The following is a 23,752-nucleotide window of genomic DNA, read 5'->3' on the forward strand; positions in this document are numbered from 1 at the left end:
GCGTGTTAGACAATTCTGGACAGAAGCAGTTTCTCGCGCATTTCGCCGTCCAGGGAACGGAGCATGCCGGAGTCCTCAATCTCGACGGCATGAATACCAAGCTCGATATTTTTTCGAAGGATTTCCTTCATCTTAAGGATGAGGAGATGAATTGTGTGCGCGGCGTGTCCAAGGAAGGCTTCAGCATCTCCGCCATTTATTGCGTGCCGCTCACTATCTCAGGTAGCCACATGACGCTGCAGCCCAATTATGTGGTAATAGGTGCGCATCATCTCGAACCTGAAGCAGACGTTGTTACATCTATCTCGTTTACGTTCACCGAGGCCAATCATCTCTTCTACGAACTCGGCACTTTTGGCCACATCGTTCGCAGGCACCGGTTCTCATTTGGGCAGTTGCGAGAAATCTTGCGCGGAGTAAGGCGTGCACCCAAGCATCGGCGCCGTGGTGGACGCATTGACCTTTATTATCGATGGGATCGGGGGGCGATAATCGAATCCTGTTGTAAGGTAGGTATCATAACGATCTGGAACGCGACGAGTGAACGTTCTCCGTCGTCAGATGGTTTTGAGGTGCGGAATCGCGCGAGGGTTACGGTCTCCTTCATTTCGCCTTGTAATCTTGAAGCCGCTCTGCGTTCGGTTTGGCAGATCATGTCACTATTCGAACTCGTGACGCAGTCATGCCAGAATGTCGAAGACGTGACGCTCGAACACAAGGACGCGCCAGAGCACTCCTATTTAGATCTGCGATTCATTCACCGCGAGTCTGAGGAAGTGAAGAGTGTGATGCCAACGGATGTCCTCGTCAACGGCGGTCTGCATGAGGAAGAATTTAAGACGGTCCTCACTCAATGGATGGATGCCGAACAGCCCCGTGGCGCCGCTCGCCAGCGCTTCATCGATGGTTTTCGTCGCAATTTCCGCTATCGGACCGAACGCCTCATCGGTGCGGCAAACGCTTTCGATCTGCTACCAGCATCTGACTTTACGAAAGCGGGGGCGCTGCCCGACGAGGTCGAGCTTTTGCTGGAAAAATTCGAGACTCAGGTGAGGACGGCCTCGAAAACAAGCGCAAATGTACAGGAGTACAGAGAGCGGATTCTGAACAATCTCAGCTTGGTGCGGAGTCTCAATCTCCGATCAAAGGTGCTGCAGCGCTGGGCCACGGTCCCTTCCTGCATCTCATCGCTCGTTCCAGAAATGCCGGAAGCCATCGCGCATAGTATTCGCGCGCGTAACTTTTTTGTTCATGGTAGCCCTACGCCCATGGCAACCGAATCGGTCTACGAGCTTTCGTCCTTCTTCACCGATACACTGGAATTCGTCTTCGGTGTTTCCGAATTGTGCAGCTGCGGATGGAACGCAGAACGCTGGCTCAATGAGCGGTACTCACTCAGTCGATACAAATGGTACATTAGTAATTTTTCCGGATCTATCAATCGCCTGGAAGCGGCCATTGCGAAGCACAAGACATTGAAAACGATGTGACAAGGCAGAAGGGCAAGCTAGCTCGCAAGGCCATGGGACGAGCGCGAGTTTGTTCGCTGCAGTTTGAGAGCCGTTGCCTCAAGTTGGTCAGCAAGTAGCCCGGATGAAGCGTCCCGCAATCCGGGTCTCTGGATCGACCATGCCGCTCCCGGATTTCGCTGCGCTTCATCCTCGCTGCGGGCTCTCTTTAGCCCGCCTCCGCCCGATCCTCGATCCTCAGCGAGGCACATGGGCGAACGCCTTGTCGCGCGTAACCAGGGTTGCGTCCGTCGCCGCGGCGTGGGCAGCGATCATCATGTCGAGGGGCGCGAGCGTCACGCCTTTGGCTTCGCACGCAGCCCGGATGTCGCCGTAGAGCTTGGTCACGTCGTGGTCTCAAGGCAGTACGTCGACACGGAGCCGGAACTGGCTGGCGAGATCAAGCTCGAGATCGAGCCGGAGCTTGCTCCTGCGCTAGACCGGATCGCGATCCTGCGATGGCCCACTCCGGTCGGCCGGGCTCATGAAATCGTCGGGCACCTGATCCTGATCGTAGAGTGCGATCAGACCGTCCCAGGAATCCGGCTTGCGGGACAGGATGACGTCGCCGGTTCTGGGATCGCGGTGCACGTAGACTTCGCTGCCCTCGAAGCTGAGCTCGGCCGGGAGCCTGACGAACTGGCCGCGGCCGGTGGTGACAATCTTGGCGGTCCGAGATGTCATGGCGGCCTCCATGTCGTGAAATGCATCAGCATGGATATCACGAATTGGCGTTCGCTCGAAGGCTGGTCGCCCGTGCAACGCATCCCGCATCTATGCGCTTGTCCCTTTCGCCGCCACCCGGTTTGATAGGCGCACCGCTACCGGGCAGTGCCGCCGTCGTCCCGCGTCCGGCACGCCACGCCTTCGATCACAGCGAGCCGCGAATGCCGATCCACGATCCTGCCGTCACGCTTCCCGATCTGGCGCGCCGCGCCACGCCCGCGGCGTTCGCCGAGGCCGCGATGCTCTCGCTGCGGCCGTTGTTCGGGGCGACCCGCGCGGTGCTGTCCGACCGGCAGCGCGGGCGGCCCGGCGAGATGCACTTCGTCAACTGGCCGTCCTGGTGCCAGGCGCATTATTGCGCCGAGGTGAGGGCGCGCGATCCGATCCGGCTCTGGCTGGACGGCGCCGAGGGCTGCGACGATCACCGCGTGGCCCGGCTGTCAGATCTGTCGCCGGATGCGCCTGCCGCCCTGCCGCCCGGCGAGCCGCTGCTCGCCGAGAGCGGCGCCGGCTTCGTGCTGACCCTGGCGCTCCGCCAGCAGAGCCGCATCGTCGGCGCCTTCAGCCTGGTGCGCGACGCCGGCCGCGGCGATTTCGACGAGCGCGACCGCGCGCTGGCGCTGTCGCTGCTGCCGCTGCTGGAAATGGCGTATCACGCCGCGACTGCGCGCGTCGCGACGGAGGAAGCGCCGCCCGGCGACGACCCGCTGCGCGCGCTGACTCCGCGCGAACGCGAAGTCGCCGCGCTGGCCGCGGCCGGCCATCCGAACAAGTCGATCGCGCGGCTGCTCGATGCCAGCCCGTGGACGATCAAGAACCACATGCGCGCGGTGCTGACCAAGACCGGCATGCGCAACCGCACCGAACTCAGCGCGCTGCTCGCATCGCAGCGCGGGCGGAGCGCCCGCGTCAGCTAGCAACCGCGACTAATCAAATCCTCGGCCGCCTTCAGCCCCGACCAATGCGCCTGACCGACGGTGCTGTTGGTGAGGTAGTCGCCGCAGAATGCGACGCGCGGCATCGGCCCGAGATCCAAAAACCGGCGCAGGCCGCCGATATAGCCCTTCGGCCGCTTGCAGATCGCGTCCGGTTGGCGCGAGATGAAGCTGTCGATCACGCGCGTCTCGGCCAGTTGCGGCAGGGCGTCGACGACGTCGCCCCAGGCGATGGTCAGCAGGTCCGCGGTGCTGGCGTCGGCGTGCTGCCGGCAGCCAAAATCCTTCCATTGCGAATGCGCGAAGGTGGTGCCGTTGCCCATATCGGTGAAGCGCAGATTGCCGGTGCGGCGGAAGCCGTCGGCGGCGGGCAGCACGTAGGTGTCCAACAGATCCCCTTTGGGGCGGTCGAGCAGATAGTACACGATGTGATGGCCGGCGTAGTCGACGCTGTCGAAGAACGCCCGGCGCTCCGCGTCCAGCGCCGGCATCAGCGCCGACACCTTGTTGCCGGGCACCGCCACGATCACGGCGTCGCCCCGCACGGTCTCGGTGCCTCCCTCGAAAGCGGCGTCGACCGCGACGCCGGAGCCTTCGGTGCGGATTTCGGTGGCGTGGCGGCCGAGCCGGAGATCGACCTGCGGGTCCGCTTCCAACTGACGGCCGAGCTCCCAGGTGATCCGCCCGGCGCCGCGCTCCTTGAAGCTCCAGATCCGGTCGCCCGACCACGACAATCGGCCGGCCGTGCTCCACGCCGTCCAGGCGAGCGAGTAGTCGTCCTCGCCATAGCCGCAGAACATCGCCACGCAGGGCTCGAGGAAGTAATCGACGAAGGTCGGCGAGTAGCGCCGGAAGTACTCGCAGGCGTTGACGTCGTCGAGCGCCACGGCGCTGGTGATGTCGCGCGGATCGCCGGCGACGGCGATCTGGGCGAGCTTCGGCAGCGTCGCCAGCAATCGTGCCTTCTCGATCAGCGGGATGAACGGGTGCTTGGCGGCGCTGATCAGATCGAACGCGCCGAAGCCGACGTTCTGCTGGCGCTTCACCAGGACGTTCCAGCGATGCGCCGCAGTCAGATCGGCGATGCCGTCCGGCTGATCGATGTCGAGCTTGCGGGCGAGGTCGGTGAGATTGGTCTCGGCGCCCAGAAAGGCGAACGCCCCGGTGACCGCCCAGACGCCGTGCCACAGCACGGAGCGGCAGCGTCCGCCGGGTTCGGTGTCCTGTTCGAGGAGCACGACCTCGTGGCCGTCCTCCCGCAACCGATAGGCCGCGCCCATTCCGGCGATGCCGCCGCCGACCACAATGACTCGCATCGACCATCTCCGTTCGTGTCGGCGAAGCGGGGAAAATAGGATGGTCGACGCGCCGCCGGCTATGGCCCGGATGGGCTATGCGGGTTGGGCGAGGGCGGTGCCGCCGGGGTCGCCGTCGGCATAGCGGTATCTGGAGACTGTTATCGGCGCCCAGGATGCATCGCCGGCGCGCAAACGCCGTCGCCACATTTCGCCCTCGGTTTGTCACAGGTTTGCTGCAAGCAAATCGGCGCTGCGCGCGCCTCCGCTGAGCGCTTACCGCGCCGGGATGAAGGTCGGGCCGACCGAACGGATCGTGCCCGGATCGGACGAACTCGTGGTGGCCGGTGGTTTGGCGTCGCCATTCGCCGGCGTGGCCGGGGGGGCGGCGGCATTGCCCTTGCGCGCGGCGGCGCGCTGCGCCGGCGGCAGCGCCATCCGCTTGGCGCTCTCCTCGGTGACGATGATGTCGCCGTGTTCGCGCGCAGAGGTGTCGTCGACGCCTTTCAGCGCGTCGGCCCAGCTCTGGTTCGCGGCCTTGCACGCGCACGCCGGGTTGAATTCCTGACGATAGCGGAAGGCGGCCGGCAGCGAGGTATAGGGCTGGCCGTTGATCGACACCGCGGAGTTCATGTCCTGGCCGGGATTGCGATAGGCGTAGAGCGCCGCGTCGGATGCCGGGCACAGGCTCTTGCAGGTCTTCTCGTCGTCGGCGAAGCGTCCCGGAACGGTGGCGAAGGAGATCGGGAAGTAGTAGCCGTCGCAGGTACGGACGCAGACCGTTCGGAACGTGCCGGAATCGGTGTTGAAATCCGGCAGCGGCGCGCCGGGGGCGTTCGGCGAGTTGCCGCGGAACAGATTGTCGAGGAAATTGCCGCTGCCTTGCTGCGCGGCCGCGGCGTATTGCGGGCCGCAATTGTTCTGCGCCAGCGCCATCAGCACCGAGCGGCGCTGATTGTCGCGGTCGCCGCCGCCGGGGCCGCCGGTGCGCAGCCGCTCGAGGCCCGAGGTCATCTGGTCGAGATTGCCGCGCATCTGCTGGATCTGGTTGTTGACCGGGCCGCATTGCGCCGACTGGCCGTTGAACAGCGAGAAGAAACCGGAGCTGTCGCAGCCCATCCGCTTGGCCTGCATGGTGACGCGGTCGAGCTCGCCCTGCTGGCGGTTGACGGCGTCCTCGTAGCGGCGGATCTGCTCGGCGCGCGCCGGATCTGCGCCGCCGCGGTCGATCGAGGCGAGTTGCGCTTCGAGACGCGGGCAGACCGGATTGACCGCGCCCTGCTGTGCCCCGCCGGGGGGCGGATAGCCCTGCTGCGCATTGGCGCCGGAACCGAGCGCGGCCATGACCAACAGCGCTGCGGCGAACGGCACTGCGCCGGCCGGCAAGCGGCGGCGGAAGCACTTCGCGGTCTCGAACAATTCCGGCATTCAGGGATTCCGAGCGGATGGTGAGATCGGCGATCCGCCGAACCGTCTCAGCAAACCCGCGCGATCGAATCCGCCGGGCAATCCGTTGAAACCGCGACGGTAAAGCACCTCTTAACGGCTTCTCGCGGCATCGTCACGTCGTTTCCGGGGCGTCTCTGTGGCGGAGCCACAGGCGATTTCGCGCAGCCTAACGCCGGCAGGTGATGGCGACATATTCGTCGCAGCCGCCCCGCGTGCAGCCGATGCCGGCGGTCTTCGGCACGGCGCCGGTGATCTCGTCGGGATCGACCCGACGAAAGGCGGTCGCCTGGACGAAATCCCGCTCCTTGCAATAAGCCAGCGCCGCATGGGCGCCGCATCGCTCGCTCTTGGCCAGGCACTGGTCGACGCCGTTGCCGTCCGGCTGGTTGGCGATGATGAAGACGCGGCTGTCGGCCGAGGCGGCAGAAGCCGGGAGCAGCACCAGGCAGGCAACAAGGGCTGGAATCAGTTTCATGGGACACCAGTGGACCAGAGCAGCGGCCTCCGACCGATAGCCGACAAAGGGTAAAGATTGGTTAACCATGGGCGGGAACCCGGCCGGCGCGGAGCCGGGGAAGGGCTCCCATCGGAAATCGGTCGGTCCCGTTCCCTTAGGGCATTCGACGGGCTTGACGCCGTTCCGGCGGCTGGCCATGGTGCGCCGATGAACGGTCTTTTCTCGATTTGTGGCATCTGCCGCGAGATTACGAGCTAGCTCAACGCTGGCTGAGGCCGTCTTTTCTCTCATGAGATCACTGGACGCCCGGCCGCAGGGGACGGGAATCCATGGCTTTGCGCCTCTACGATACGCTGACCAAGGAGAAGCGCGACTTCGCGCCGATCGATCCGCACAACGTGCGGATGTATGTCTGCGGGCCGACGGTCTACGACTTCGCCCATATCGGCAATGCCCGACCCGTCATCGTATTCGACGTGCTGTTCCGGCTGCTGCGGCATCTAGCGAAGCAGGGGACTTGGGATGGTGGCAAGGGTGAAACCCAAGTCACCTACGTCCGCAACATCACGGACGTCGACGATAAGATCAACGACCGCGCCGCGCGCGACTATCCCGGCCTGCCGCTGAACGAGGCGATCCGCAAGGTCACCGAGCAGACCGAAAAGCAATTCCACGACGACGTCGATGCGCTCGGCTGCCTGCGGCCGACCGTCGAGCCGCGCGCCACCGAACACATCGGCGAGATGCAGACGATCATCGACCGGCTGGTCGCCGGCGGCTTCGCCTATGTCGCCGCGGACCACGTGCTGTTCTCGCCGGCGGCGATGAACGCTGCGAACAGCGTGCTGCCGCGCTACGGCGCGCTCGCCAACCGCTCGCTCGACGAGATGATCGCCGGCGCCCGCGTCGACGTCGCCCCCTACAAGCGCGACGTCACCGACTTCGTGCTGTGGAAGCCGTCGAAACCCGGCGAGCCGTCCTGGCCGTCGCCGGCCGGCATCGCCACGCAGGGACGGCCGGGCTGGCACATCGAATGCTCCGCGATGTCGTGGAAGCATCTCGGCGAGACCTTCGACATCCACGGCGGCGGCATCGATCTGGTGTTTCCGCATCACGAAAACGAAGTCGCGCAGTCCTGCTGCGCCTTCCACACCGACCGCATGGCCCAGACCTGGATGCACAACGGCTTCCTGCAGGTCGAAGGCGAGAAGATGTCGAAGAGTTTGGGGAATTTCGTCACGATCCGGGAGTTGCTGGAGACGGACAAATTCGGGGGGCGGAAGTGGGACGGCGCTACGCTACGTCTCGCGATGTTGAAGACGCATTATCGGCAGCCGATCGATTGGACCGCAGATGCATTGCAAGAGGCGGAGAGGGCGATCTTCGATTGGTCGGACTTCATCAAGGACGCCACGCCGGCGGCTTGCGACGACGTCATCGCGGCGCTGACGGATGACCTGAATACGCCCAAGATGATCGCAGAGCTGCACGCGCTGAGACGTGCGGGCAGGGCGGATGAATTGTGCGGCGCCATGCAGTTGCTCGGCATCGCGCAGGTGGTCCGCGCTCCGGTCGATCTGGACGCCGCTGCGAAGTCCTTGATCGAGGCCCGCACAGCCGCCCGTGCCCGCAAAGACTTCAAGGAATCCGACCGCATCCGCGACGAACTCGCCGCGATGGGCGTGGTGCTGAAGGACGGCAAGGACGCCGACGGCAAGCCGGTGACGACGTGGGAGATCGCGCGATGAGCGGTGCCGCGTCGCTGCGTCATCCTGAGGTGCGCGCGCTGTTGCGCGCGCCTCGAAGGATGGGCGACCGGCACGGCGTCGGCCCCGCTGTGCCCGGAAGGTCATCCTTCGAGGCTCGCCCGCCGCGCTGGCGCGCCGCGCACCTCAGGATGACGGCTGTGGCCATCTGCAATCAGCCAACGAGGATCATCCAATGACCGATCAGAAGCCGATTTCGCGCCCCGACACGCCGTTTCCGAAGCACTGGCTGTACTACATCGCGATCAAGATCGCGCTGCTCGCGGGCGCGACGGCGCTGGTGTTGAAGCTCTACAATTTCTGGTGAGTGATGAATACGAATCCCAAACCGGCGCTGCGGCCGTATCTGCCCGAGGATGCCCAGATCGCGGCTGCGATCTTCGTGGCCTCGATCGAGCAGCTCACGTCCGACGACTACAGCGAGGCGCAGCAGGAAGCCTGGGTCTCGGCGGCCGACGACGAGGAAAAATTCGCCGCAAAGCTCGCGTCGCAGCTCACGCTGATCGCGACGCTGGGAGGCGCGCCGGTGGGCTTCGCGTCGCTCGAGGGGGCCGGTCATATCGACATGCTGTTCGTGCATCCGGATTTCGTCGGCCAGCGCGTCGGTGCGACGCTGATCGACGCGCTGGAAAAGCTCGCCGGCGCCCGCGGCGCGCAGGCGCTGACGGTCGACGCCAGCGACAACGCCGCCGAATTCTTCGCCAAGCGCGGCTATGTCGCCACGCAGCGCAACACCGTCACGATCAACGGCGAATGGCTCGCCAACACCTCGATGAAAAAGACGCTCGCGGACCCCGCGGCGCCGGGAGCAGACCAATGAGTCGGGAACGGCTGTATCTCTACGACACCACGCTACGCGACGGCGCGCAGACCAACGGCGTCGACTTCACGCTGCACGACAAGCGGCTGATCGCCGGCCTGCTCGACGACCTCGGCATCGATTATGTCGAGGGCGGCTATCCCGGCGCCAACCCGCTCGACACCGAATTCTTCGCCACCGAGCAGAAGCTCGAGCGCGCGACCTTCGCCGCCTTCGGCATGACGCGGCGGCCGGGCCGATCGGCCTCGAACGATCCGGGCATCGCGCTGCTGCTGGACGCCAAGGCGGATGCAATCTGCTACGTCGCGAAATCGAGCGAGTATCAGGTCCGCGTCGCGCTCGAGACCACCAATGAGGAGAACATCGCCTCGATCCGCGACAGCGTCGCGATCGCCAAGGCCGCCAGCCGTGAAGTGCTGGTCGATTGCGAGCACTTCTTCGACGGCTACAAGGCGAATCCTGCATTTGCGCTGGACTGCGCCAAGGCGGCCTACGAGTCCGGCGCGCGCTGGGTGGTGCTGTGCGACACCAATGGCGGCACCATGCCCGACGAGGTCGAGGCGATCGTCGGCGAGGTGGTGAAGCACATCCCCGGCAGCCATCTCGGCATCCACGCCCACAACGACACCGAGCAGGCGGTGGCGGTGTCGTTCGCGGCTGTCCGCGCCGGCGCGCGGCAGATCCAGGGCACGCTGAACGGGCTCGGCGAGCGCTGCGGCAACGCCAATCTGGTGTCGATGATCCCGACGTTGAAGCTGAAGAAGGAATTCGCCGACAAGTTCGAGATCGGCGTCTCCGACGACAAGCTGGCGAGCTTGGTGCAAGTGTCGCGCGCGCTCGATAATATTCTCGACCGCGCGCCCAATCCGCACGCGCCCTATGTCGGCGGCAGCGCTTTCGTTACGAAAACGGGCATCCACGCTTCGGCGGTGATGAAGGACCCGCACACTTACGAGCACGTCACGCCGGAATCGGTCGGCAACCATCGCAAGGTGCTGGTGTCGGATCAGGCCGGCAAGTCGAATGTGGTCGCGGAGCTGTCGCGCACCACGATCGAGTTCGACCGCGACGATCCGAAGCTCGGCCGTCTGATCGAAAAGATGAAGGAGCGCGAGGCGGCGGGCTATGCCTACGAGTCAGCCAACGCCTCCTTCGATCTGCTGGCGCGCGGCACGCTCGGCCAGGTGCCGGAGTTCTTCCACGTCGAGCAGTTCGATGTGAACGTCGAGCAGCGCTACAATTCGCACGGCCAGCGCGTCACTGTGGCGATGGCGGTGGTCAAGGTCGTGGTCGATGGCGAGACGCTGATCTCGGCCGCCGAAGGCAACGGCCCTGTCAACGCGCTCGACGTCGCGCTGCGCAAGGACCTCGGCAAGTATCAGAAGTACATCGAGGGCCTGAGGCTGGTCGACTACCGCGTCCGTATCCTCAATGGCGGCACCGAGGCCGTGACCCGGGTCCTGATCGAGAGCGAGGATGAACTCGGCGAGCGCTGGACCACGATCGGCGTGTCGCCGAATATCATCGACGCCTCGTTCCAGGCGCTGATGGATTCGGTCGTCTACAAACTGGTGAAGTCGAAGGCGCCGGTGTGAGCGCCGCGGCGGAGTAACCGTCGCCGCGACCGGCGCTCCGGTCCGAACATCCCCGTAAGCACGTACCGCTCGATCGCCGCGTGCTGCCGCATCATCGTTGTTGTCATCGCGCGGTTGCGCTGACAACATGTGTGCAATCAAGCACACGACTGGTGCGGCAGGGGAGACGGTTCAGTGGGCGACGCCATCAATGGTGCACAATCGGTCGTGCAGACGCTGGTCAATTGCGGCGTCGAGGTCTGTTTCGCCAATCCCGGCACCTCCGAGATGCATTTCGTCGCGGCGCTGGACAGCGTCGGCGGATTGCGGCCGGTGCTGTGCCTGTTCGAAGGCGTGGTAACCGGCGCCGCCGACGGCTATGGCCGGATCACCGGCAAGCCGGCGGTGACGCTGCTGCATCTCGGCCCGGGTCTCGCCAACGGCCTCGCCAACCTGCACAACGCCCGCCGCGCCGCGACGCCGATCGTCAATATCGTCGGCGACCACGCCGCGCACCATCTGCAATACGACGCGCCGCTGACCTCCGACATCGTCGACTTCGCCCGCCCGGTGTCCGGCTGGATTCACGAGGCGACAAGCGCTGGCTCCGTCGCCAGCGACGTTGCCCGCGCGGTGCAGGCCGCGAACAGCGCGCCGGGCGCGATCGCGACGCTGATCATGCCGGCCGACGTCGCCTGGAATCCCGCCGCCCGCGCCGCACAGCCGCTCGCCGATCCCGGGCCCGCGCGGGTCGACGCCGATACGGTGGAGGCGGTCGCGAAGCTGCTATCGAACGGCAAGACGTCCGCGCTGCTGATGCGCGGCGGTGCGTTGCTGGGCGAGGGGCTGGAAGCCGCCGGCCGCATCGCGGCGAAGACCGGCGTGCGGCTGCTGTGCGACACCTTCGCGCCGCACACCGAACTCGGCGCCGGCCGCGTGCCGCTGGAGCGCATCCCGTATTTCTCGGAACAGATCACCGCGTTCCTGAAAGACGTCGAGCAGATGATCCTGATCGGCGCCAAGCCGCCAGTGTCGTTCTTCGCCTATCCCGGAAAGCCGAGCTGGGGCTCGCCTGAGGGATGTCATTTCGCGTATCTGGCGCAGCCGCACGAGGACGGCGTGCAGGCGCTGAAGGATCTCGCCGCTGCGCTCGATGCGCCGGCCGAGCCCGCCACGCGCACGCAGCTCGCTTTGCCGGCGCTGCCGAAAGGAAAGCTGAATTCGCTCGGAGTGGCGCAGGCGATCGCGCATCTGACGCCCGACAACGCGATCTATGCCGAGGAGGCCGCGACCTCGGGGTTGCCGTTCCAGATGATCTTGCCGAAGGCGCGTCCGCATACGCATCTGCCGCTGACCGGCGGCTCGATCGGGCAGGGGCTGCCGCTGGCGATCGGCGCAGCGATCGCCGCGCCGGATCGCAAGGTGGTCTGCCCGCACGGCGACGGCGGCGCCGCCTACACGATGCAGGCGCTGTGGACGATGGCGCGCGAGCAGCTCGACGTCACTGTGGTGATCTACGCCAACCGCTCCTATGCGATCCTCAATGTCGAGCTGCAGCGCGTCGGCGCGTCGGGCGCCGGATCGAAAGCGCTGTCGATGCTCGACCTGCACAATCCGGAAATGAACTGGATGAAGATCGCCGAAGGCCTCGGCGTCGAAGCCAGCCGCGCTTCCACCGCCGAAGAGTTCGCCGCGCAATATGCCTCCGCGATGGATCAGCGCGGTCCGCGCCTGATCGAAGCGCTGATCTGAGGGAGCAGGTGATGTCCGCAGCTCTGGTCGATGCCCTCCACACCATCGTCGGCGACGGCGGCGTACTCGACGCCGCCGAGCTCGGCAAACGCTCGGCCGGCGCCTATCGGTTCGATACGCTGAAGGCGGGCGCATTGGTGCGGCCGACCTCGACGCAGCAGGTCTCCGAGATCCTGCGCTGGTGCCACGCCAACAAGGTCACCGTGGTCACCCAGGGCGGACTCACCGGCCTCGTGCACGGCGCCGACGCTGCGCCGAGCGAGGTGATCCTCTCCCTGGAAAGGATGCGCGCGATCGAGGCCATCGACCCGCGGCAGCGTACCGCCACGGTGCAGGCCGGGGTGCCGCTGCAGGCGCTGCAGGAGGCCGTCGACCAGCACGATCTGGCGTTTCCGCTCGATCTCGGCTCGCGCGGCAGCGCGACGCTCGGCGGCAACGCGGCGACCAATGCCGGCGGCAATCGCGTGATCCGCTACGGCATGACCCGCGACATGATCCTCGGCCTCGAAGTCGTGCTCGCCGACGGCACCGTGGTGTCGTCGCTGAACAATCTGATCAAGAACAACGCCGGCTACGATCTCAAGCAATTGTTCATCGGCTCGGAGGGAACGCTCGGCGTGATCACGCGGCTGGTGCTGCGGCTACGCGAAAAGCCGCTCGCCACCAACATGGCGTTCGCCGGACTCGACAGCTTCGACGCGGTGGCGGCCTTCCTCAAGCACTGCGACCGCGCACTCGGCGGCACGCTGTCGGCCTACGAGGTGATGTGGCCGTCGTTCTATCGGCTGGTCACCAGCCCGCCGGCCAAGGGGCAGCCGCCGATCGGGCAGGACTATGCGTACTACGTGCTGGTCGAGAGCCAGGGCTCCGACCAGCAGCTCGACGGTCAGCGGTTCGGCGACGCGATGGAAGCTGCGCTGGAATCCGGCCTGATCGCGGACGCGGCGATCGCGCAATCCGAGCAGGATTGCCGCGCCTTCTGGGCACTCCGTGACGATGTCGGGCAGGTGGTGCAGGGCGGCATGCCGGTGGTGTTCGATGTGTCGCTGCCGATCGCCGCGATGGAGGGCTACGTCGACACGCTCGCCGAGACGCTGACCAATGAGATCGGCGAGCACAGATTGTGGGTGTTCGGCCATCTCGGCGACGGCAATCTGCACGTCGTGGTGCAGGTCAAGCCGATGGACTATCTCGCGCTCCGGCCCAGGATCGAAGCGCTGGTGTATCGCCCGCTCGCCACCTGCCGCGGCTCGGTCTCGGCCGAGCACGGCATCGGGCTGGAGAAGAAGCCGTATCTCTATGTCAGCCGCAGCGCCGCCGAGGTCGCATTGATGCGCACGCTGAAGACCGCGCTCGACCCCAAGGGCATTCTCAACCCGGGCAAGATTTTCAACCTCGATCCTGCGGCTGGCACGGCATCGCCGGTCACGGGATCGGCTGCATCGTGAGCGACGCGATCAGTAGCGCGCGTCCTTCGGCCTGTTGCCGTTCGGCCAGTCCTTGACCTTGCCGGCGAAGTCGGGCCGCTCCATGTGGCTGAAATACTCCGCCACGTCGATCGCCTCCTGGTCGGTCAGGCTGCCTTGTCCGAGCGGGAATTTCTCGTGGGTGCCGATCGGCATGTTGCGCTTGACGAAGGCGGCGGCGGTGTAGGTCCGCGCCATGCCGGCGCCGATGTTGAAGGAACGCTCGCCCCACAGCGGCGGATAGACCAGCCGGCCGGCGGCGTCTTTCAGGCCTTCGCCGTTCTGGCCGTGGCAGGCCACGCATTGCGCCACGTAGATCGCCTTGCCGTTCTCCGGATCGGGCTTCAAATTGGTGTCGACCTTGCCGACGCCGCGTCCGGCCACCTTGTCGGATGGTTTGGTCGCGCCCTTCATCCAGTTGAAATACGCCACCATCGCCTGCATGTCGGCGCCGTCGACCGGCAGCGGCTTGCCGTTCATCGAGCGCAGGAAACAGCCGTTGATGCGGTCCTCCAGCGTGATCTCGCGGCCGGCGCGCGGCGCGTAGCTGGGGAAGAACGCGGAGACGCCGACATAGGGGCTGCCGTCCGCGACCGTTCCGGCGTTGAGATGGCAGGAGGCGCAGTTGAGTTCGTCGCCGACATGGTTCGGCAGCAGCGCGCGGGTTTCGGCATTGAGCCGCATGCCGCGGACCAGTTGCGGCGCGTTGGGCTGCGCCAGCAGGTCGGCGAGGCGTGGCGTCTCGAACAGCGACTTGTCGATCTTCGGGTCGAGCGCGGCGCGCGCCGCGGCGACCTCGGCCTCGCTGACGGCGCGGGCGCCTTCGCCCCAGCTCTCGCGCACGAAGGACAGGATCTCGGCGATCTCGCGATCGGCGAGGCGGGCGAAGGCCGGCATCGTCCAGACCCTCGGATGGGCGGCGGTCGCGGTGGTCTTCCAGCCGGTCAGCGCGATATGCACCAGCGTCGCCGGATCTTTCGCGGTGACGGTCGGGTTGCCGGCGAGCGGCGGGAAGATGCCCTTCACGCCGGCGCCGTCGGCCCGGTGACAGTCGGTGCAGAACTGTGCGTAGCCGAGCCCGCCGCGGGTGGTGAAGGTGGCCGCAGGCGCCTCGGTCGAGGCGATCCGCGGCTCGGCCTTCGGCCGATCGGACGGCAGCGCCTTGAGATAGGTCGCGATCGCGGTCAGGTCCCCGTCGGAGAGCCCCTGCGTCGAATGCAGGATGACGTCGGTCATGCTGCCGGAGGCGGTGGCGAAACGATTCTGGCCGGTCTTCAAGAGCAGAACCGTGTCCTCGACGGTCCACAGATCGCGCAGCTCGATCGCATTCCAGTTCTCGACCTTGGCGCCGGCGAGATAGAAATGGCCCGCCGGTCCGGCGTCGTTCATCGCCTTTTCCTGGAAGCCGATGCCGCGGGGAGTGTGACAGGCGCCGCAATGGCCGAGACCCTGGACCAGATAGGCGCCGCGATTCCACACCGGGTCCCTCGCCGGATCGGGCTTGAACGGCGTCGCATCGAGGAAGGCGAAATTCCAGGCAGCGAGCGCGATGCGCATGTTGAACGGAAACTGCATGTCCAGCGGGCGATTGGCCTGCTCGACCGGCGCGAGGCCCTTGGCGAGATAGGCCCACAGCGCCTTCATGTCGTCGTCGGTCATCTTTGCGTAAGACGGGTAGGGCATCGCCGGATACAAATTGTGGCCGTCCGCCGACACGCCCTTGCGCATCGCGCGATCGAACGCGCCGAACGACCATTGCCCGAGTCCGGTTTTCGGATCGGGTGTCACATTGGTCGAAAACACCGTGCCGAACGGCGTCTCGAGCGCCCGGCCGCCGGCCATGAGAGCGCCGCCCTCGGCGGTGTGGCAGGCGACGCAGTCGCCCAGCCGCGCGATGTATTCGCCGCGCGCGACCATCGCGGGATCGACATTGGCGCCGAAGCCCGGATCATTTTGCTCGATCGGCGGCGGTTGCACGATCCAGGCGGCGGCGCCGCCGATCGCAACGACGGCGATGGCCGCGATGATTCCGAAGCGTTTGAGGCGGCCGTTATTCGTAGTCATCAGTTGCTCGATTCAGGTGTTTTTCGGCGCGAGGCTAGGCATCGCCGGAAAGGGGAGCAACTCAGGACAAGCCCCTATATCCAAACTCTATCGAGGGTCACCGATCTACGTATCGAGGCGAGCAATAATCGAACGAAGGCGGCCCGAACGGATGCCTGCGGAAGGCGTCTCACAGGCAACCGATCGGCGCGCGCCGCCTCAAACGCGGCAATTAAAGCCTGCGCGCGATCTCGGGGGGCATCGTCTTGGCCTGCTCGGGCGCCGCGGCGGCGCGCAGCTTCGGCAGAATCTCGGCGACTGAATCTGCAGTAAGGACTTTGACCGAGAGCTGCGCGCGGATGAAGGCGGTTTCGGTCATATGCGCCAGCAGTCCGAGCAGCGGGTCCCAGAACCCGTCGATGTTGGCGATCAGGATCGGCTTTCTGTGGCGGCCGAGCTGCTGCCAGGTCATCTGCTCGACGAGTTCCTCCAGCGTGCCGATCCCGCCGGGCAGCGCCACGAAGGCGTCGGAGCGTTCGAACATCAGCCGCTTGCGCTCGTGCATGTCGTCGGTGACGATCAGGTCCTGCACGCGGTCGAGCGCGATTTCTTTGGTGCGTAGGAACCCGGGGATGATCCCGGTGACGGCACCGCCATGATCCAGCACGGCGTTGGCGACCGCGCCCATCAGCCCGATCGCGCCGCCGCCATAGACCAGCGTCACGCCGTTCTCGGCGAGTTCCTTGCCGAAAGCGCGGGCCGCCTCGATGAACAGGGGATTGGTGCCGGCTCCGGAGCCGCAATAAACGCAGACGGTTTTGATTTCGCTCATGGTGAGCGATGTGGCACCGCGGGATTACAGCGTCAAGACAGTCGGCTGCCTTGCGCCGCGCAACAGCCTGTTATGACGCAAAGAATCGTCGTCTCAGGGTGCACGCCGCGAACGAAACACTATATGAAGGCGGACCCGACGGATCATCTGTCCGCGGCCGCGTCCCGGCTGCGGTCTGTTTCAGGCACACTTGATGGCTCACCCACATTCGCATTCGCAAAGCGGCAGTCCCGTTGCGACTCCAGAGGACGCCGTAGCGCAGAAGGCGACGCTGGGCGCGACGCTGGTGCATTTGTGGCCGTACATCTGGCCGGGCGACCGGTTCGACCTGAAGATGCGGGTGGCTTGGTCGGTAGTGCTGCTGCTCGTCGCCAAGGCGGCGACGCTGGTTGTTCCGTTCACGTTCAAATGGGCGACCGACGCGCTGACCGGCGCCGACACCGCACCGGTCGAGCCTTCGAACTGGACGTTGTGGCTGCTGGCGTCGCCGCTGGCGCTGACGCTGAGCTACGGCCTGACGCGGGTGCTGATGGCGGTGCTGACGCAATGGCGCGACGGCATGTTCGCCCAGGTGGCGATGCATGCGGTGCGCAAGCTCGCCTATCGGACCTTCGTGCATATGCACGAATTGTCGCTGCGGTTTCATCTCGAGCGCAAGACCGGCGGCCTGACGCGGGTGCTGGAGCGCGGCCGGCTCGGCATCGAAGTCATCGTGCGGATGGTGATCCTGCAACTGGTGCCGACGATCATCGAGCTGACGCTGGTGATGGCCGTGCTGCTGTGGCAGTTCGACTGGCGCTACGTCGCGGTGATCATGGCGACCGTCGTCGTCTACATGTTCTACACCTACAAGGCGACCGAGTGGCGGATCGAGATCCGTCGCCGGATGAACGATTCCGACAGCGACGCCAACCAGAAGGCGATCGACTCGCTGCTCAACTACGAAACCGTGAAGTATTTCGGCGCCGAAGAACGCGAGGCGCGGCGCTACGACAAGTCAATGCGGCGCTACGAGGACGCCAGCGTCAGCACTTACACCTCGCTCGCGGTTCTCAATGCGGGGCAGGCGGTGATCTTCACCTTCGGCCTGACCGGGACGATGCTGATGTGCGCCGTCGGGATCCGCAATGGCACCAACACCGTCGGCGATTTCGTCATGATCAACGCGATGATGATTCAGTTCTATCAGCCGTTGAACTTCATGGGCATGGTGTATCGCGAGATCAAGCAGGCAATCATCGACATCGAGAAGATGTTCGCGGTGCTGTCGCGCAATCCCGAGGTCAAGGACAAGCCGGGCGCCGAGCCGCTGCTCGTGACCGCCGGCACCGTGCAGTTCGACGACGTCCGTTTCGCCTACGATCCGGCGCGGCCGATCCTGAAGGGCCTCAGCTTCGAGGTGCCGGCCGGCAAGACGGTGGCGATCGTCGGCCCGTCGGGCGCCGGCAAGTCGACGATCTCGCGGCTCTTGTTCCGGCTCTACGACGTCTCTGCCGGCCACATCCGGATCGACGGCCAGGACATCCGCGACGTGACCCAGAACTCGTTGCGGGCTGCGATCGGCATGGTGCCGCAGGATACCGTCCTGTTCAACGACACCATCCGCTACAACATCCGCTACGGCCGCTGGGACGCCACAGACGACGAGGTCGAGGAAGCCGCGAGGACGGCACAGATCGACGCGTTCATCAAGGCGTCGCCGAAGGGCTACGAGACCGAGGTCGGCGAGCGCGGGCTCAAGCTGTCGGGCGGCGAAAAGCAGCGTGTCGCGATTGCGCGAACCGTTCTCAAGTCGCCGCCGATCCTGGTGCTGGACGAAGCCACCTCGGCGCTCGACAGCCACACCGAGCACGAAATCCAGGGCGCGCTGGAGCGTGTGTCACAGAACCGCACCTCGCTGGTGATCGCGCATCGGCTGTCGACCATCGTCGGCGCCGACGAGATCATCGTGCTCGATCAGGGCCGGATCTCCGAGCGCGGCACGCATGCGCAACTGCTCGAGCATGGCGGGCTTTATGCCAGCATGTGGAACAGGCAGCGCGAGGCGGAAGAGGCGCGTGAGCGTCTGGCGATGATCGGCGACGACGTCGTCCCGAACGATTCACCGGTTCGTTCGCCCGCGATCGACGACGATCTGGCAACTTCCGCGGCGGCGGAGTAATCGTGTTGCAGCTTTCGGCCACCCGTTTTTGAAGTAGGGGACTTTCCATGTCCGTCGTCAATTCCATCCGTGCCCAGATCCCGCCGATTCATCGGGAAGGCTATCCGTTCATCGGCGCGTTCGCGCTCGCGACCCTGGTGCTGTTCCTGATCTGGGCCCCGCTCGGCTGGATCGGGACCGTGCTGACGATCTGGTGCCTGCTTTTCTTCCGCGATCCGGTGCGTGTGACGCCGGTGCGCGAAGGTCTGGTGGTGGCCCCGGCCGACGGCCGGGTGTCGATGGTGGTGCAGATCATCCCGCCGCCGGCGCTCGGGCTCGGCGACAAGCCGCTGCCGCGCGTCTCGATCTTCATGAGCGTGTTCAACTGCCACGTGAACCGCAGCCCGGTCGCCGGCCGGGTCGAGCGCATCATCTATTCGCCGGGCAAGTTCATCAACGCCGAACTCGACAAGGCGAGCGAGGACAACGAGCGCAACTCGCTGGTGATCTCGACCCCGGCCGGACAGATCGGTGTGGTTCAGATCGCCGGGCTGGTGGCGCGGCGGATCGTCTCGTTCGTCCGCGAAGGCCAGCCGCTGGCCGCCGGCGAGCGGTTCGGCCTGATCCGGTTCGGTTCGCGGCTCGACGTTTACCTGCCGGAAGGCGCCAAGCCGCTAGTGTCCGAAGGGCAGACGGCGATCGCCGGCGAGACCGTGCTGGCGGACTTCAGTCTCGGCGACGGCGGCCGCACCTATCGGGCCGATTGACGCTGTCGGAGCGTCGGCCCGAAGGCTGCCATGATGGCGGCCGAGGATGAGATTGCGAGATCAGGGCGATGCCGATGCAATATGACGAGACCCCACCCGAGATGCCGCGCCGCCGGTTCGGTCCGATTCCGGTGCGGCTGCTGGTGCCCAACGTCATCACCCTGCTGGCGATCTGCGCCGGCCTGACGGCGATCCGGCTGTCGACCGAAGGCCGGATGGAACTCGCGGTGGCGGCGATCGTGTTCGCCGCGGTGCTCGACGGCATCGACGGCCGCGTCGCGCGGATGATCAAGGGGCAGTCGAAATTCGGCGCCGAACTCGACAGCCTGGCTGATTTCGTCAATTTCGGCGTGGCGCCGGGGCTGATCCTGTATTTCTGGCAGCTCCACGATCTCAACAATGTCGGCTGGATCGCCGCGATGGTGTTTGCGATCAGCGGCGGCCTGCGGCTGGCGCGCTTCAACGCCACCATGGACGATCCCAACAAGCCGGCCTTCGCGGCCAATTTCTTCACCGGCGTGCCGGCGCCCGCCGGCGCCATCACGGTTCTGTTGCCGGTGTACATGGCGTTCCTCGGCGCGCCGACGCCGCCTGCGGTGTTGACGGCGCTGTACACGCTGCTGATCGCATTCCTGATGGTATCGCGGTTGCCCGTGTTCTCCGGCAAGACGGTGAAGATGCGGGTGGCGCCGGAAATGGTGCTGCCGCTGTTCGTCTCGGTGGTTCTGTTCATCGCACTGCTGATCGGCTACCCGTGGCACATTCTGTCGGCATGTTCGGTGCTGTATCTGCTCGGCCTGCCGCTCGGCTGGCGGTCCTATCGCGATCACCAGCGCGCTGCCGCCGCGCAGGAATCTCCGCCGGCATCTCCCGCAGGCAGCAAGCCGACGCTGGTGATTCCGGAAGCGGCCGCCAAGGACGATCGGCCGACCCGGCTGAACTGAGCAGGTCGGCCGCGCCGCTAGCGCTGCCATGCGGCGGCGCGCCTTGGGCGCTTTCACAATATTCGCTATAGGGCATGAGCGTTCATCGCTCTGAACGGCATCCGGAACGAGACGGCCGGGTGCGGCGACGCTGGAGGAAGCCCGTGCCCCAATCCGACTCCGGATCTGTGCCCGCTGCCGTGCTCGAAGCGCTCACGCGGTACGACACGCCGACGATCTGCAATGCGATGGAAATCGTTGCGCCGGAGCGCCGCGCCATCGGCTTCACGACGCGCCCGCTGGTGTGTCCGTTTCCGCAATTGCCGCCGATCGTCGGCTATGCCCGCACCGCGACCATCCGCGCCACGGTCGCCTCGGGTCTGCCCGCGGCCGAGCAGCAGGCGCAACGGATGGCGTATTACGAGTATGTCGGCTCCGGGCACGGTCCGCGGATCAGCGTGATCCAGGACATCGACGGCCCGGACGTCGGCTTCGGCGCATTCTGGGGCGAGGTCAACAGCGCGGTGCATCAGGCGCTGGGGTGTCTGGGCGTGATCACCGACGGCTCCGTCCGCGATATCCCGCAATGGGCACCGGGCTTCCAGGCGCTCGCCGGCTCGATCGGTCCGTCACATGGCCACGTCCACGTCACCGGCTTTGCCGCCGAGGTTCGTGTCGCCGGCATGACCGTGCATGACGGCGACCTGATCCACGCCGACAGTCACGGCGCGATCGTGATCCCGCATCACCTCGCCGAGAAACTGCCGGCAGCCGCCGAACTCTGCGCCCGGCGCGAGGTGCCGATACTCGCGATCGCGCGCGATCCTTCGTTTTCGCTGCAGCGGCTGCGCGAGGCGCTGATCCGGTCCGGAGAGATTCACTGAGTCACTCGATCGACCTGCAATGGTTATCAGAAGGTTGACGTAGTACGGCGCGGCACGCGGCAGCGCCGGCGATATCGTTTGTTGCAGCAAGCGTTCCCCCCGACGCTTAACCTTTACGCGTCTTTAATGGCGGTTGCTTAGGGTGAGGCCGCGCAGCGCAGAATGCGTTGCGCCGCCGTCAGCGCGGGCTGGCGCGTGCGTGCGCGTGTCGGAGTACAAGATGGATATCGCCACACTTGTCGGCCTGGTCGCCGGCGCTGCCGTCGTGTCGTCCCTCATCCTGATGGGCGGCAATTTCGGGATGTTCTACGACGTCCATGCGGTCATCGTCATTTTCGGCGGTTCGTTTGCAGCGACCCTGATCCGCTTTCCGTTGTCGGCGATGTTGCACGGACTGCCGCTCGGCGCCAAATTCGCCTTCACCATGAGCAATCTGTCGGCCCGCGACCTGGTCGACGAACTGGCCCGGATCGCCGAGATCGCCCGCAAATCCGGGCCGGTGGGCCTCGAAAAGGTCGAAGCCGACGATCCCTTTCTGGCGAAGGGCATCCGTTACGTCGCCGACGGTTACGACCTCGAATTCATCCGCGACAATCTCGAGCGCGATCGCGACAACTTCCTGCTGCACCTCAACGAGGGTTCGAAGATCTATCGCGCGATCGGCGACTGCGCGCCGGCCTTCGGCATGATCGGCACGCTGCTGGGCATGGTGCAGATGTTCTCCAACATGCAGGACCCGTCGAAGCTCGGGCCGTTCATGGCGGTCGCGCTGCTGGCGACGCTGTACGGCGCGGTGGTGGCGAACCTGGTCTGTCTGCCGATCGCCGACAAGCTGCATGGCAAGCTGGTCGACGAGGAAACCAACCGCACGCTGATCATCGACGGAATCCTGATGATCAGGGACTCCAAGAGTCCGACCCTCGTCAGGGAAATGCTACTCGCTTATCTGCCGGAAAAGCACCGCCACGAAGAAGACGAAGGCGTGCCCGCTTAGTCGGAGACGAGAACAGCCGGAAAGCGCGCCATGGCCAAGAAGAAGCGGGAGGAGGCACACGGCGGTCACGGCTGGTTCGTGACCTTCGCCGATCTGATGGCGCTGCTGCTTGCGTTCTTCGTCATGCTGACGGCGTTCTCGACGCAGGACAAGGACAAGCTGAAGGTCGTCGCAGGCTCGATGCGCGAAGCCTTCGGCGTCCAGTCCGACGCCCGCTATTCCGGCATCATCGAAAACGACGGCCTGCCGACCCGCGGCAAGGTCAAGAACACCGAGCACGTCAATCCCGAATTGTCGACCAGCAAGCCCGCGCCCGGCGAAGTGACGCGTGACGAGGGCATCCAGACCAAGGAAGATCGCGAGTTCGCACTCGCCTCGGCGTCGCTGCGGCAGGCGCTGCAGGACATGCCCGAAATCGCCGAGCTCTCGAAGAATGTGATGTTCGAAGAGACCAAACAGGGCCTCAACCTCGAAATCATGGACCAGGACGGACGCGCGATGTTCGCCGACGGCTCCAAGGCACCGTTCGAGCGCACGCGGCGCCTGCTGCAGCGGCTCGCCGGGCCGCTGCGCGCCAGTCCGCTGCGGCTCACCATCGCCGGCCACACCTCGGCGGGGCTGATGTCGCCGCGAAGCGACTACAACGGCTTCGACCTGTCCGCGGACCGCGCCAATGCGGTGCGCCAGATTCTCGAACGCGAAGGCGTTCCGACCTCGCACTTCTTTGCGGTCACCGGCCGCTCAGACACCCAACCGCTGTTCCCCGAGGACCCCGCGATAGCCGCCAACCGCCGGGTGACCATCACGCTGATGCGCGAAAGCCCGGCGCTGCCGCCGGGGCTCAAGCCGTAACCGCGAACCAGGCGGGAGTGCCCGGCGGCAGAGCCGGTCCATGATCCGACGGTCGCGTTCGACCAATTGGGCGGTGCATTTCGGGCGCCGGCATACTATCCAGCCAGCATGACCGCACCCGTTTTCCGAAGCTTGATTTTCCTCGCGCTAGGCGCGACTTTGGCGATGCAATGGCCGAGCGTCGTTCTCGTTGTTGCACGATTGGGTCCAGCAAGTGCAATCGCGGGAGAGACGAGAGTGATTGGCCAGGTTGAGGATTTGACGCCGCAGGACGTCGCCAAAGGCATCGCAGAGGGGCGCTATCTGCTGGTGGACGTGCGCGAGCCGAACGAAGTGGCCGCGGAAGCCTATCCGGACGCGGTGGTGGTTCCGCTGTCCAGCTTCGACCCGAAGCTGATCCCCGATCCGTCCGGCAAGCAGGTCGTGTTCGCCTGCCGTTCCGGCAAGCGCTCGGTGACCGCGTCGCAGGCGGCGCAGATGGCCGGGCTCGCCTACAACAAGCATCTCGCCGGCGGCATCCTCGGCTGGAAGGCGGCAGGTCTGCCGACCAAGCCGGGCGGCTGATGGCG

21 protein-coding genes and 1 pseudogene are annotated in these 23,752 nt (G+C 65.6%); 15 read left to right on the top strand and 7 right to left on the bottom strand.

Features of this window, described 5'->3' with window-relative positions:
- Nucleotides 1–2: 2 nt before the first annotated feature.
- Nucleotides 3–1,490 (top strand): ApeA N-terminal domain 1-containing protein, encoded by a 1,488-nt coding sequence (locus ACTZWT_RS10920; protein WP_444769692.1) that lies wholly within the window; start codon nt 3–5, stop codon nt 1,488–1,490.
- Between the two features lie 216 nt (nt 1,491–1,706).
- Here the strand turns inward: ACTZWT_RS10920 and ACTZWT_RS10925 are convergent.
- Together ACTZWT_RS10925 and ACTZWT_RS10930 are read right to left on the bottom strand one after the other, a co-directional pair.
- Nucleotides 1,707–1,898: pseudogene (locus ACTZWT_RS10925) on the bottom strand (PIN domain-containing protein); the annotation flags it as partial.
- Nucleotides 1,899–1,943: 45 nt separating this feature from the next.
- The gene (locus ACTZWT_RS10930; protein WP_444769693.1) at nt 1,944–2,192 is read right to left on the bottom strand and encodes an antitoxin; all 249 of its coding nucleotides are present in this window, start codon (nt 2,190–2,192) and stop codon (nt 1,944–1,946) included.
- 203 nt (nt 2,193–2,395) lie between these two features.
- On the opposite strand from ACTZWT_RS10930, the gene ACTZWT_RS10935 reads away from it, so the two are divergent.
- Complete coding sequence (locus tag ACTZWT_RS10935) at nt 2,396–3,151, top strand: helix-turn-helix transcriptional regulator (protein ID WP_444769694.1); 756 nt, start codon at nt 2,396–2,398, stop codon at nt 3,149–3,151.
- On the opposite strand, the gene ACTZWT_RS10940 is transcribed toward ACTZWT_RS10935, so the two are convergent.
- The 3 genes from ACTZWT_RS10940 to ACTZWT_RS10950 form a co-directional block, all read right to left on the bottom strand.
- A complete protein-coding gene (locus ACTZWT_RS10940) occupies nt 3,148–4,485 on the bottom strand; it encodes an FAD-dependent oxidoreductase (protein WP_444769695.1) in 1,338 nt (445 codons plus the stop codon). The two genes, ACTZWT_RS10935 and ACTZWT_RS10940, sit on opposite strands and share 4 nt — an antisense overlap.
- 255 nt (nt 4,486–4,740) lie before the next feature.
- Nucleotides 4,741–5,892 (bottom strand): DUF2865 domain-containing protein, encoded by a 1,152-nt coding sequence (locus ACTZWT_RS10945; RefSeq protein WP_444769696.1) that lies wholly within the window; start codon nt 5,890–5,892, stop codon nt 4,741–4,743.
- Between the two features lie 187 nt (nt 5,893–6,079).
- Nucleotides 6,080–6,388, bottom strand: coding sequence for a hypothetical protein (locus tag ACTZWT_RS10950; RefSeq protein ID WP_444769697.1), 309 nt, complete (start codon nt 6,386–6,388; stop codon nt 6,080–6,082).
- A gap of 311 nt (nt 6,389–6,699) precedes the next feature.
- Between ACTZWT_RS10950 and cysS the strand changes: the two genes are divergently transcribed.
- The 6 genes from cysS (at nt 6,700) to ACTZWT_RS10980 (ending at nt 13,730) form a co-directional block, all read left to right on the top strand.
- Nucleotides 6,700–8,118, top strand: a complete 1,419-nt coding sequence (gene cysS, locus ACTZWT_RS10955) for a cysteine--tRNA ligase (RefSeq protein ID WP_444769698.1) — start codon at nt 6,700–6,702, stop codon at nt 8,116–8,118.
- Between the two features lie 193 nt (nt 8,119–8,311).
- Nucleotides 8,312–8,443, top strand: coding sequence for a hypothetical protein (locus ACTZWT_RS10960; protein WP_444769699.1), 132 nt, complete (start codon nt 8,312–8,314; stop codon nt 8,441–8,443).
- 3 nt (nt 8,444–8,446) lie between these two features.
- Entirely contained in the window at nt 8,447–8,956 is a 510-nt protein-coding gene (locus ACTZWT_RS10965; protein ID WP_444769700.1) for a GNAT family N-acetyltransferase, read from the top strand.
- A complete protein-coding gene (cimA, locus tag ACTZWT_RS10970) occupies nt 8,953–10,551 on the top strand; it encodes a citramalate synthase (protein WP_444769701.1) in 1,599 nt (532 codons plus the stop codon). Before ACTZWT_RS10965 ends, cimA begins: the two co-directional genes overlap by 4 nt.
- Nucleotides 10,552–10,725: 174 nt before the next feature.
- A complete protein-coding gene (locus ACTZWT_RS10975) occupies nt 10,726–12,282 on the top strand; it encodes an acetolactate synthase large subunit (RefSeq protein WP_444769702.1) in 1,557 nt (518 codons plus the stop codon).
- Between the two features lie 11 nt (nt 12,283–12,293).
- The gene (locus ACTZWT_RS10980; protein ID WP_444769703.1) at nt 12,294–13,730 is read left to right on the top strand and encodes an FAD-binding oxidoreductase; all 1,437 of its coding nucleotides are present in this window, start codon (nt 12,294–12,296) and stop codon (nt 13,728–13,730) included.
- Between the two features lie 9 nt (nt 13,731–13,739).
- Here the strand turns inward: ACTZWT_RS10980 and ACTZWT_RS10985 are convergent, their stop codons facing one another.
- Nucleotides 13,740–15,812 (bottom strand): c-type cytochrome, encoded by a 2,073-nt coding sequence (locus ACTZWT_RS10985; RefSeq protein WP_444769704.1) that lies wholly within the window; start codon nt 15,810–15,812, stop codon nt 13,740–13,742.
- Between the two features lie 211 nt (nt 15,813–16,023).
- Entirely contained in the window at nt 16,024–16,623 is a 600-nt protein-coding gene (locus ACTZWT_RS10990; RefSeq protein WP_444769705.1) for an LOG family protein, read from the bottom strand.
- Between the two features lie 193 nt (nt 16,624–16,816).
- Here ACTZWT_RS10990 and ACTZWT_RS10995 point away from each other — a divergent pair, with 193 nt between their 5' ends.
- From ACTZWT_RS10995 to ACTZWT_RS11025, 7 genes are all read left to right on the top strand, one after another.
- Nucleotides 16,817–18,784 (top strand): ABCB family ABC transporter ATP-binding protein/permease, encoded by a 1,968-nt coding sequence (locus ACTZWT_RS10995; RefSeq protein ID WP_444769706.1) that lies wholly within the window; start codon nt 16,817–16,819, stop codon nt 18,782–18,784.
- 47 nt (nt 18,785–18,831) lie between these two features.
- Nucleotides 18,832–19,530: a phosphatidylserine decarboxylase gene (locus ACTZWT_RS11000; RefSeq protein WP_444769707.1), complete on the top strand. Its 699-nt coding sequence runs from the start codon at nt 18,832–18,834 to the stop codon at nt 19,528–19,530.
- Nucleotides 19,531–19,604: 74 nt separating this feature from the next.
- Complete coding sequence (pssA, locus tag ACTZWT_RS11005; protein ID WP_444769899.1) at nt 19,605–20,474, top strand: CDP-diacylglycerol--serine O-phosphatidyltransferase; 870 nt, start codon at nt 19,605–19,607, stop codon at nt 20,472–20,474.
- A 143-nt stretch (nt 20,475–20,617) separates the two neighbouring features.
- Nucleotides 20,618–21,337, top strand: a complete 720-nt coding sequence (locus ACTZWT_RS11010) for an RraA family protein (protein WP_444769708.1) — start codon at nt 20,618–20,620, stop codon at nt 21,335–21,337.
- A 220-nt stretch (nt 21,338–21,557) separates the two neighbouring features.
- Entirely contained in the window at nt 21,558–22,331 is a 774-nt protein-coding gene (locus tag ACTZWT_RS11015) for a motility protein A (protein WP_444769709.1), read from the top strand.
- Between the two features lie 30 nt (nt 22,332–22,361).
- Complete coding sequence (locus ACTZWT_RS11020; protein ID WP_444769710.1) at nt 22,362–23,183, top strand: OmpA/MotB family protein; 822 nt, start codon at nt 22,362–22,364, stop codon at nt 23,181–23,183.
- A 240-nt stretch (nt 23,184–23,423) separates the two neighbouring features.
- Complete coding sequence (locus ACTZWT_RS11025) at nt 23,424–23,747, top strand: rhodanese-like domain-containing protein (protein WP_444769900.1); 324 nt, start codon at nt 23,424–23,426, stop codon at nt 23,745–23,747.
- Nucleotides 23,748–23,752: the final 5 nt, after the last annotated feature.

This window comes from Rhodopseudomonas sp. NSM (assembly GCF_052445935.1).
In the GTDB taxonomy this organism is placed as follows: domain Bacteria; phylum Pseudomonadota; class Alphaproteobacteria; order Rhizobiales; family Xanthobacteraceae; genus Rhodopseudomonas.

What these genes read in the sequence shown, in the direction of transcription:
- ACTZWT_RS10980 (WP_444769703.1), top strand. Translation starts at nt 12,294, where the DNA reads ATGTCCGCAGCTCTGGTCGATGCCCTCCACACCATCGTCGGCGACGGC.
- ACTZWT_RS11000 (WP_444769707.1), top strand. Translation starts at nt 18,832, where the DNA reads ATGTCCGTCGTCAATTCCATCCGTGCCCAGATCCCGCCGATTCATCGG.
- ACTZWT_RS11015 (WP_444769709.1), top strand. Translation starts at nt 21,558, where the DNA reads ATGGATATCGCCACACTTGTCGGCCTGGTCGCCGGCGCTGCCGTCGTG.
- cimA (WP_444769701.1), top strand. Translation starts at nt 8,953, where the DNA reads ATGAGTCGGGAACGGCTGTATCTCTACGACACCACGCTACGCGACGGC.
- ACTZWT_RS10990 (WP_444769705.1), bottom strand. Translation starts at nt 16,623, where the DNA reads ATGAGCGAAATCAAAACCGTCTGCGTTTATTGCGGCTCCGGAGCCGGC.
- ACTZWT_RS10945 (WP_444769696.1), bottom strand. Translation starts at nt 5,892, where the DNA reads ATGCCGGAATTGTTCGAGACCGCGAAGTGCTTCCGCCGCCGCTTGCCG.
- pssA (WP_444769899.1), top strand. Translation starts at nt 19,605, where the DNA reads ATGCAATATGACGAGACCCCACCCGAGATGCCGCGCCGCCGGTTCGGT.
- ACTZWT_RS10950 (WP_444769697.1), bottom strand. Translation starts at nt 6,388, where the DNA reads ATGAAACTGATTCCAGCCCTTGTTGCCTGCCTGGTGCTGCTCCCGGCT.
- ACTZWT_RS10930 (WP_444769693.1), bottom strand. Translation starts at nt 2,192, where the DNA reads ATGACATCTCGGACCGCCAAGATTGTCACCACCGGCCGCGGCCAGTTC.
- ACTZWT_RS11020 (WP_444769710.1), top strand. Translation starts at nt 22,362, where the DNA reads ATGGCCAAGAAGAAGCGGGAGGAGGCACACGGCGGTCACGGCTGGTTC.
- ACTZWT_RS10965 (WP_444769700.1), top strand. Translation starts at nt 8,447, where the DNA reads ATGAATACGAATCCCAAACCGGCGCTGCGGCCGTATCTGCCCGAGGAT.
- ACTZWT_RS10935 (WP_444769694.1), top strand. Translation starts at nt 2,396, where the DNA reads ATGCCGATCCACGATCCTGCCGTCACGCTTCCCGATCTGGCGCGCCGC.
- ACTZWT_RS10940 (WP_444769695.1), bottom strand. Translation starts at nt 4,485, where the DNA reads ATGCGAGTCATTGTGGTCGGCGGCGGCATCGCCGGAATGGGCGCGGCC.
- ACTZWT_RS10985 (WP_444769704.1), bottom strand. Translation starts at nt 15,812, where the DNA reads ATGACTACGAATAACGGCCGCCTCAAACGCTTCGGAATCATCGCGGCC.
- ACTZWT_RS10960 (WP_444769699.1), top strand. Translation starts at nt 8,312, where the DNA reads ATGACCGATCAGAAGCCGATTTCGCGCCCCGACACGCCGTTTCCGAAG.
- cysS (WP_444769698.1), top strand. Translation starts at nt 6,700, where the DNA reads ATGGCTTTGCGCCTCTACGATACGCTGACCAAGGAGAAGCGCGACTTC.
- ACTZWT_RS10995 (WP_444769706.1), top strand. Translation starts at nt 16,817, where the DNA reads ATGGCTCACCCACATTCGCATTCGCAAAGCGGCAGTCCCGTTGCGACT.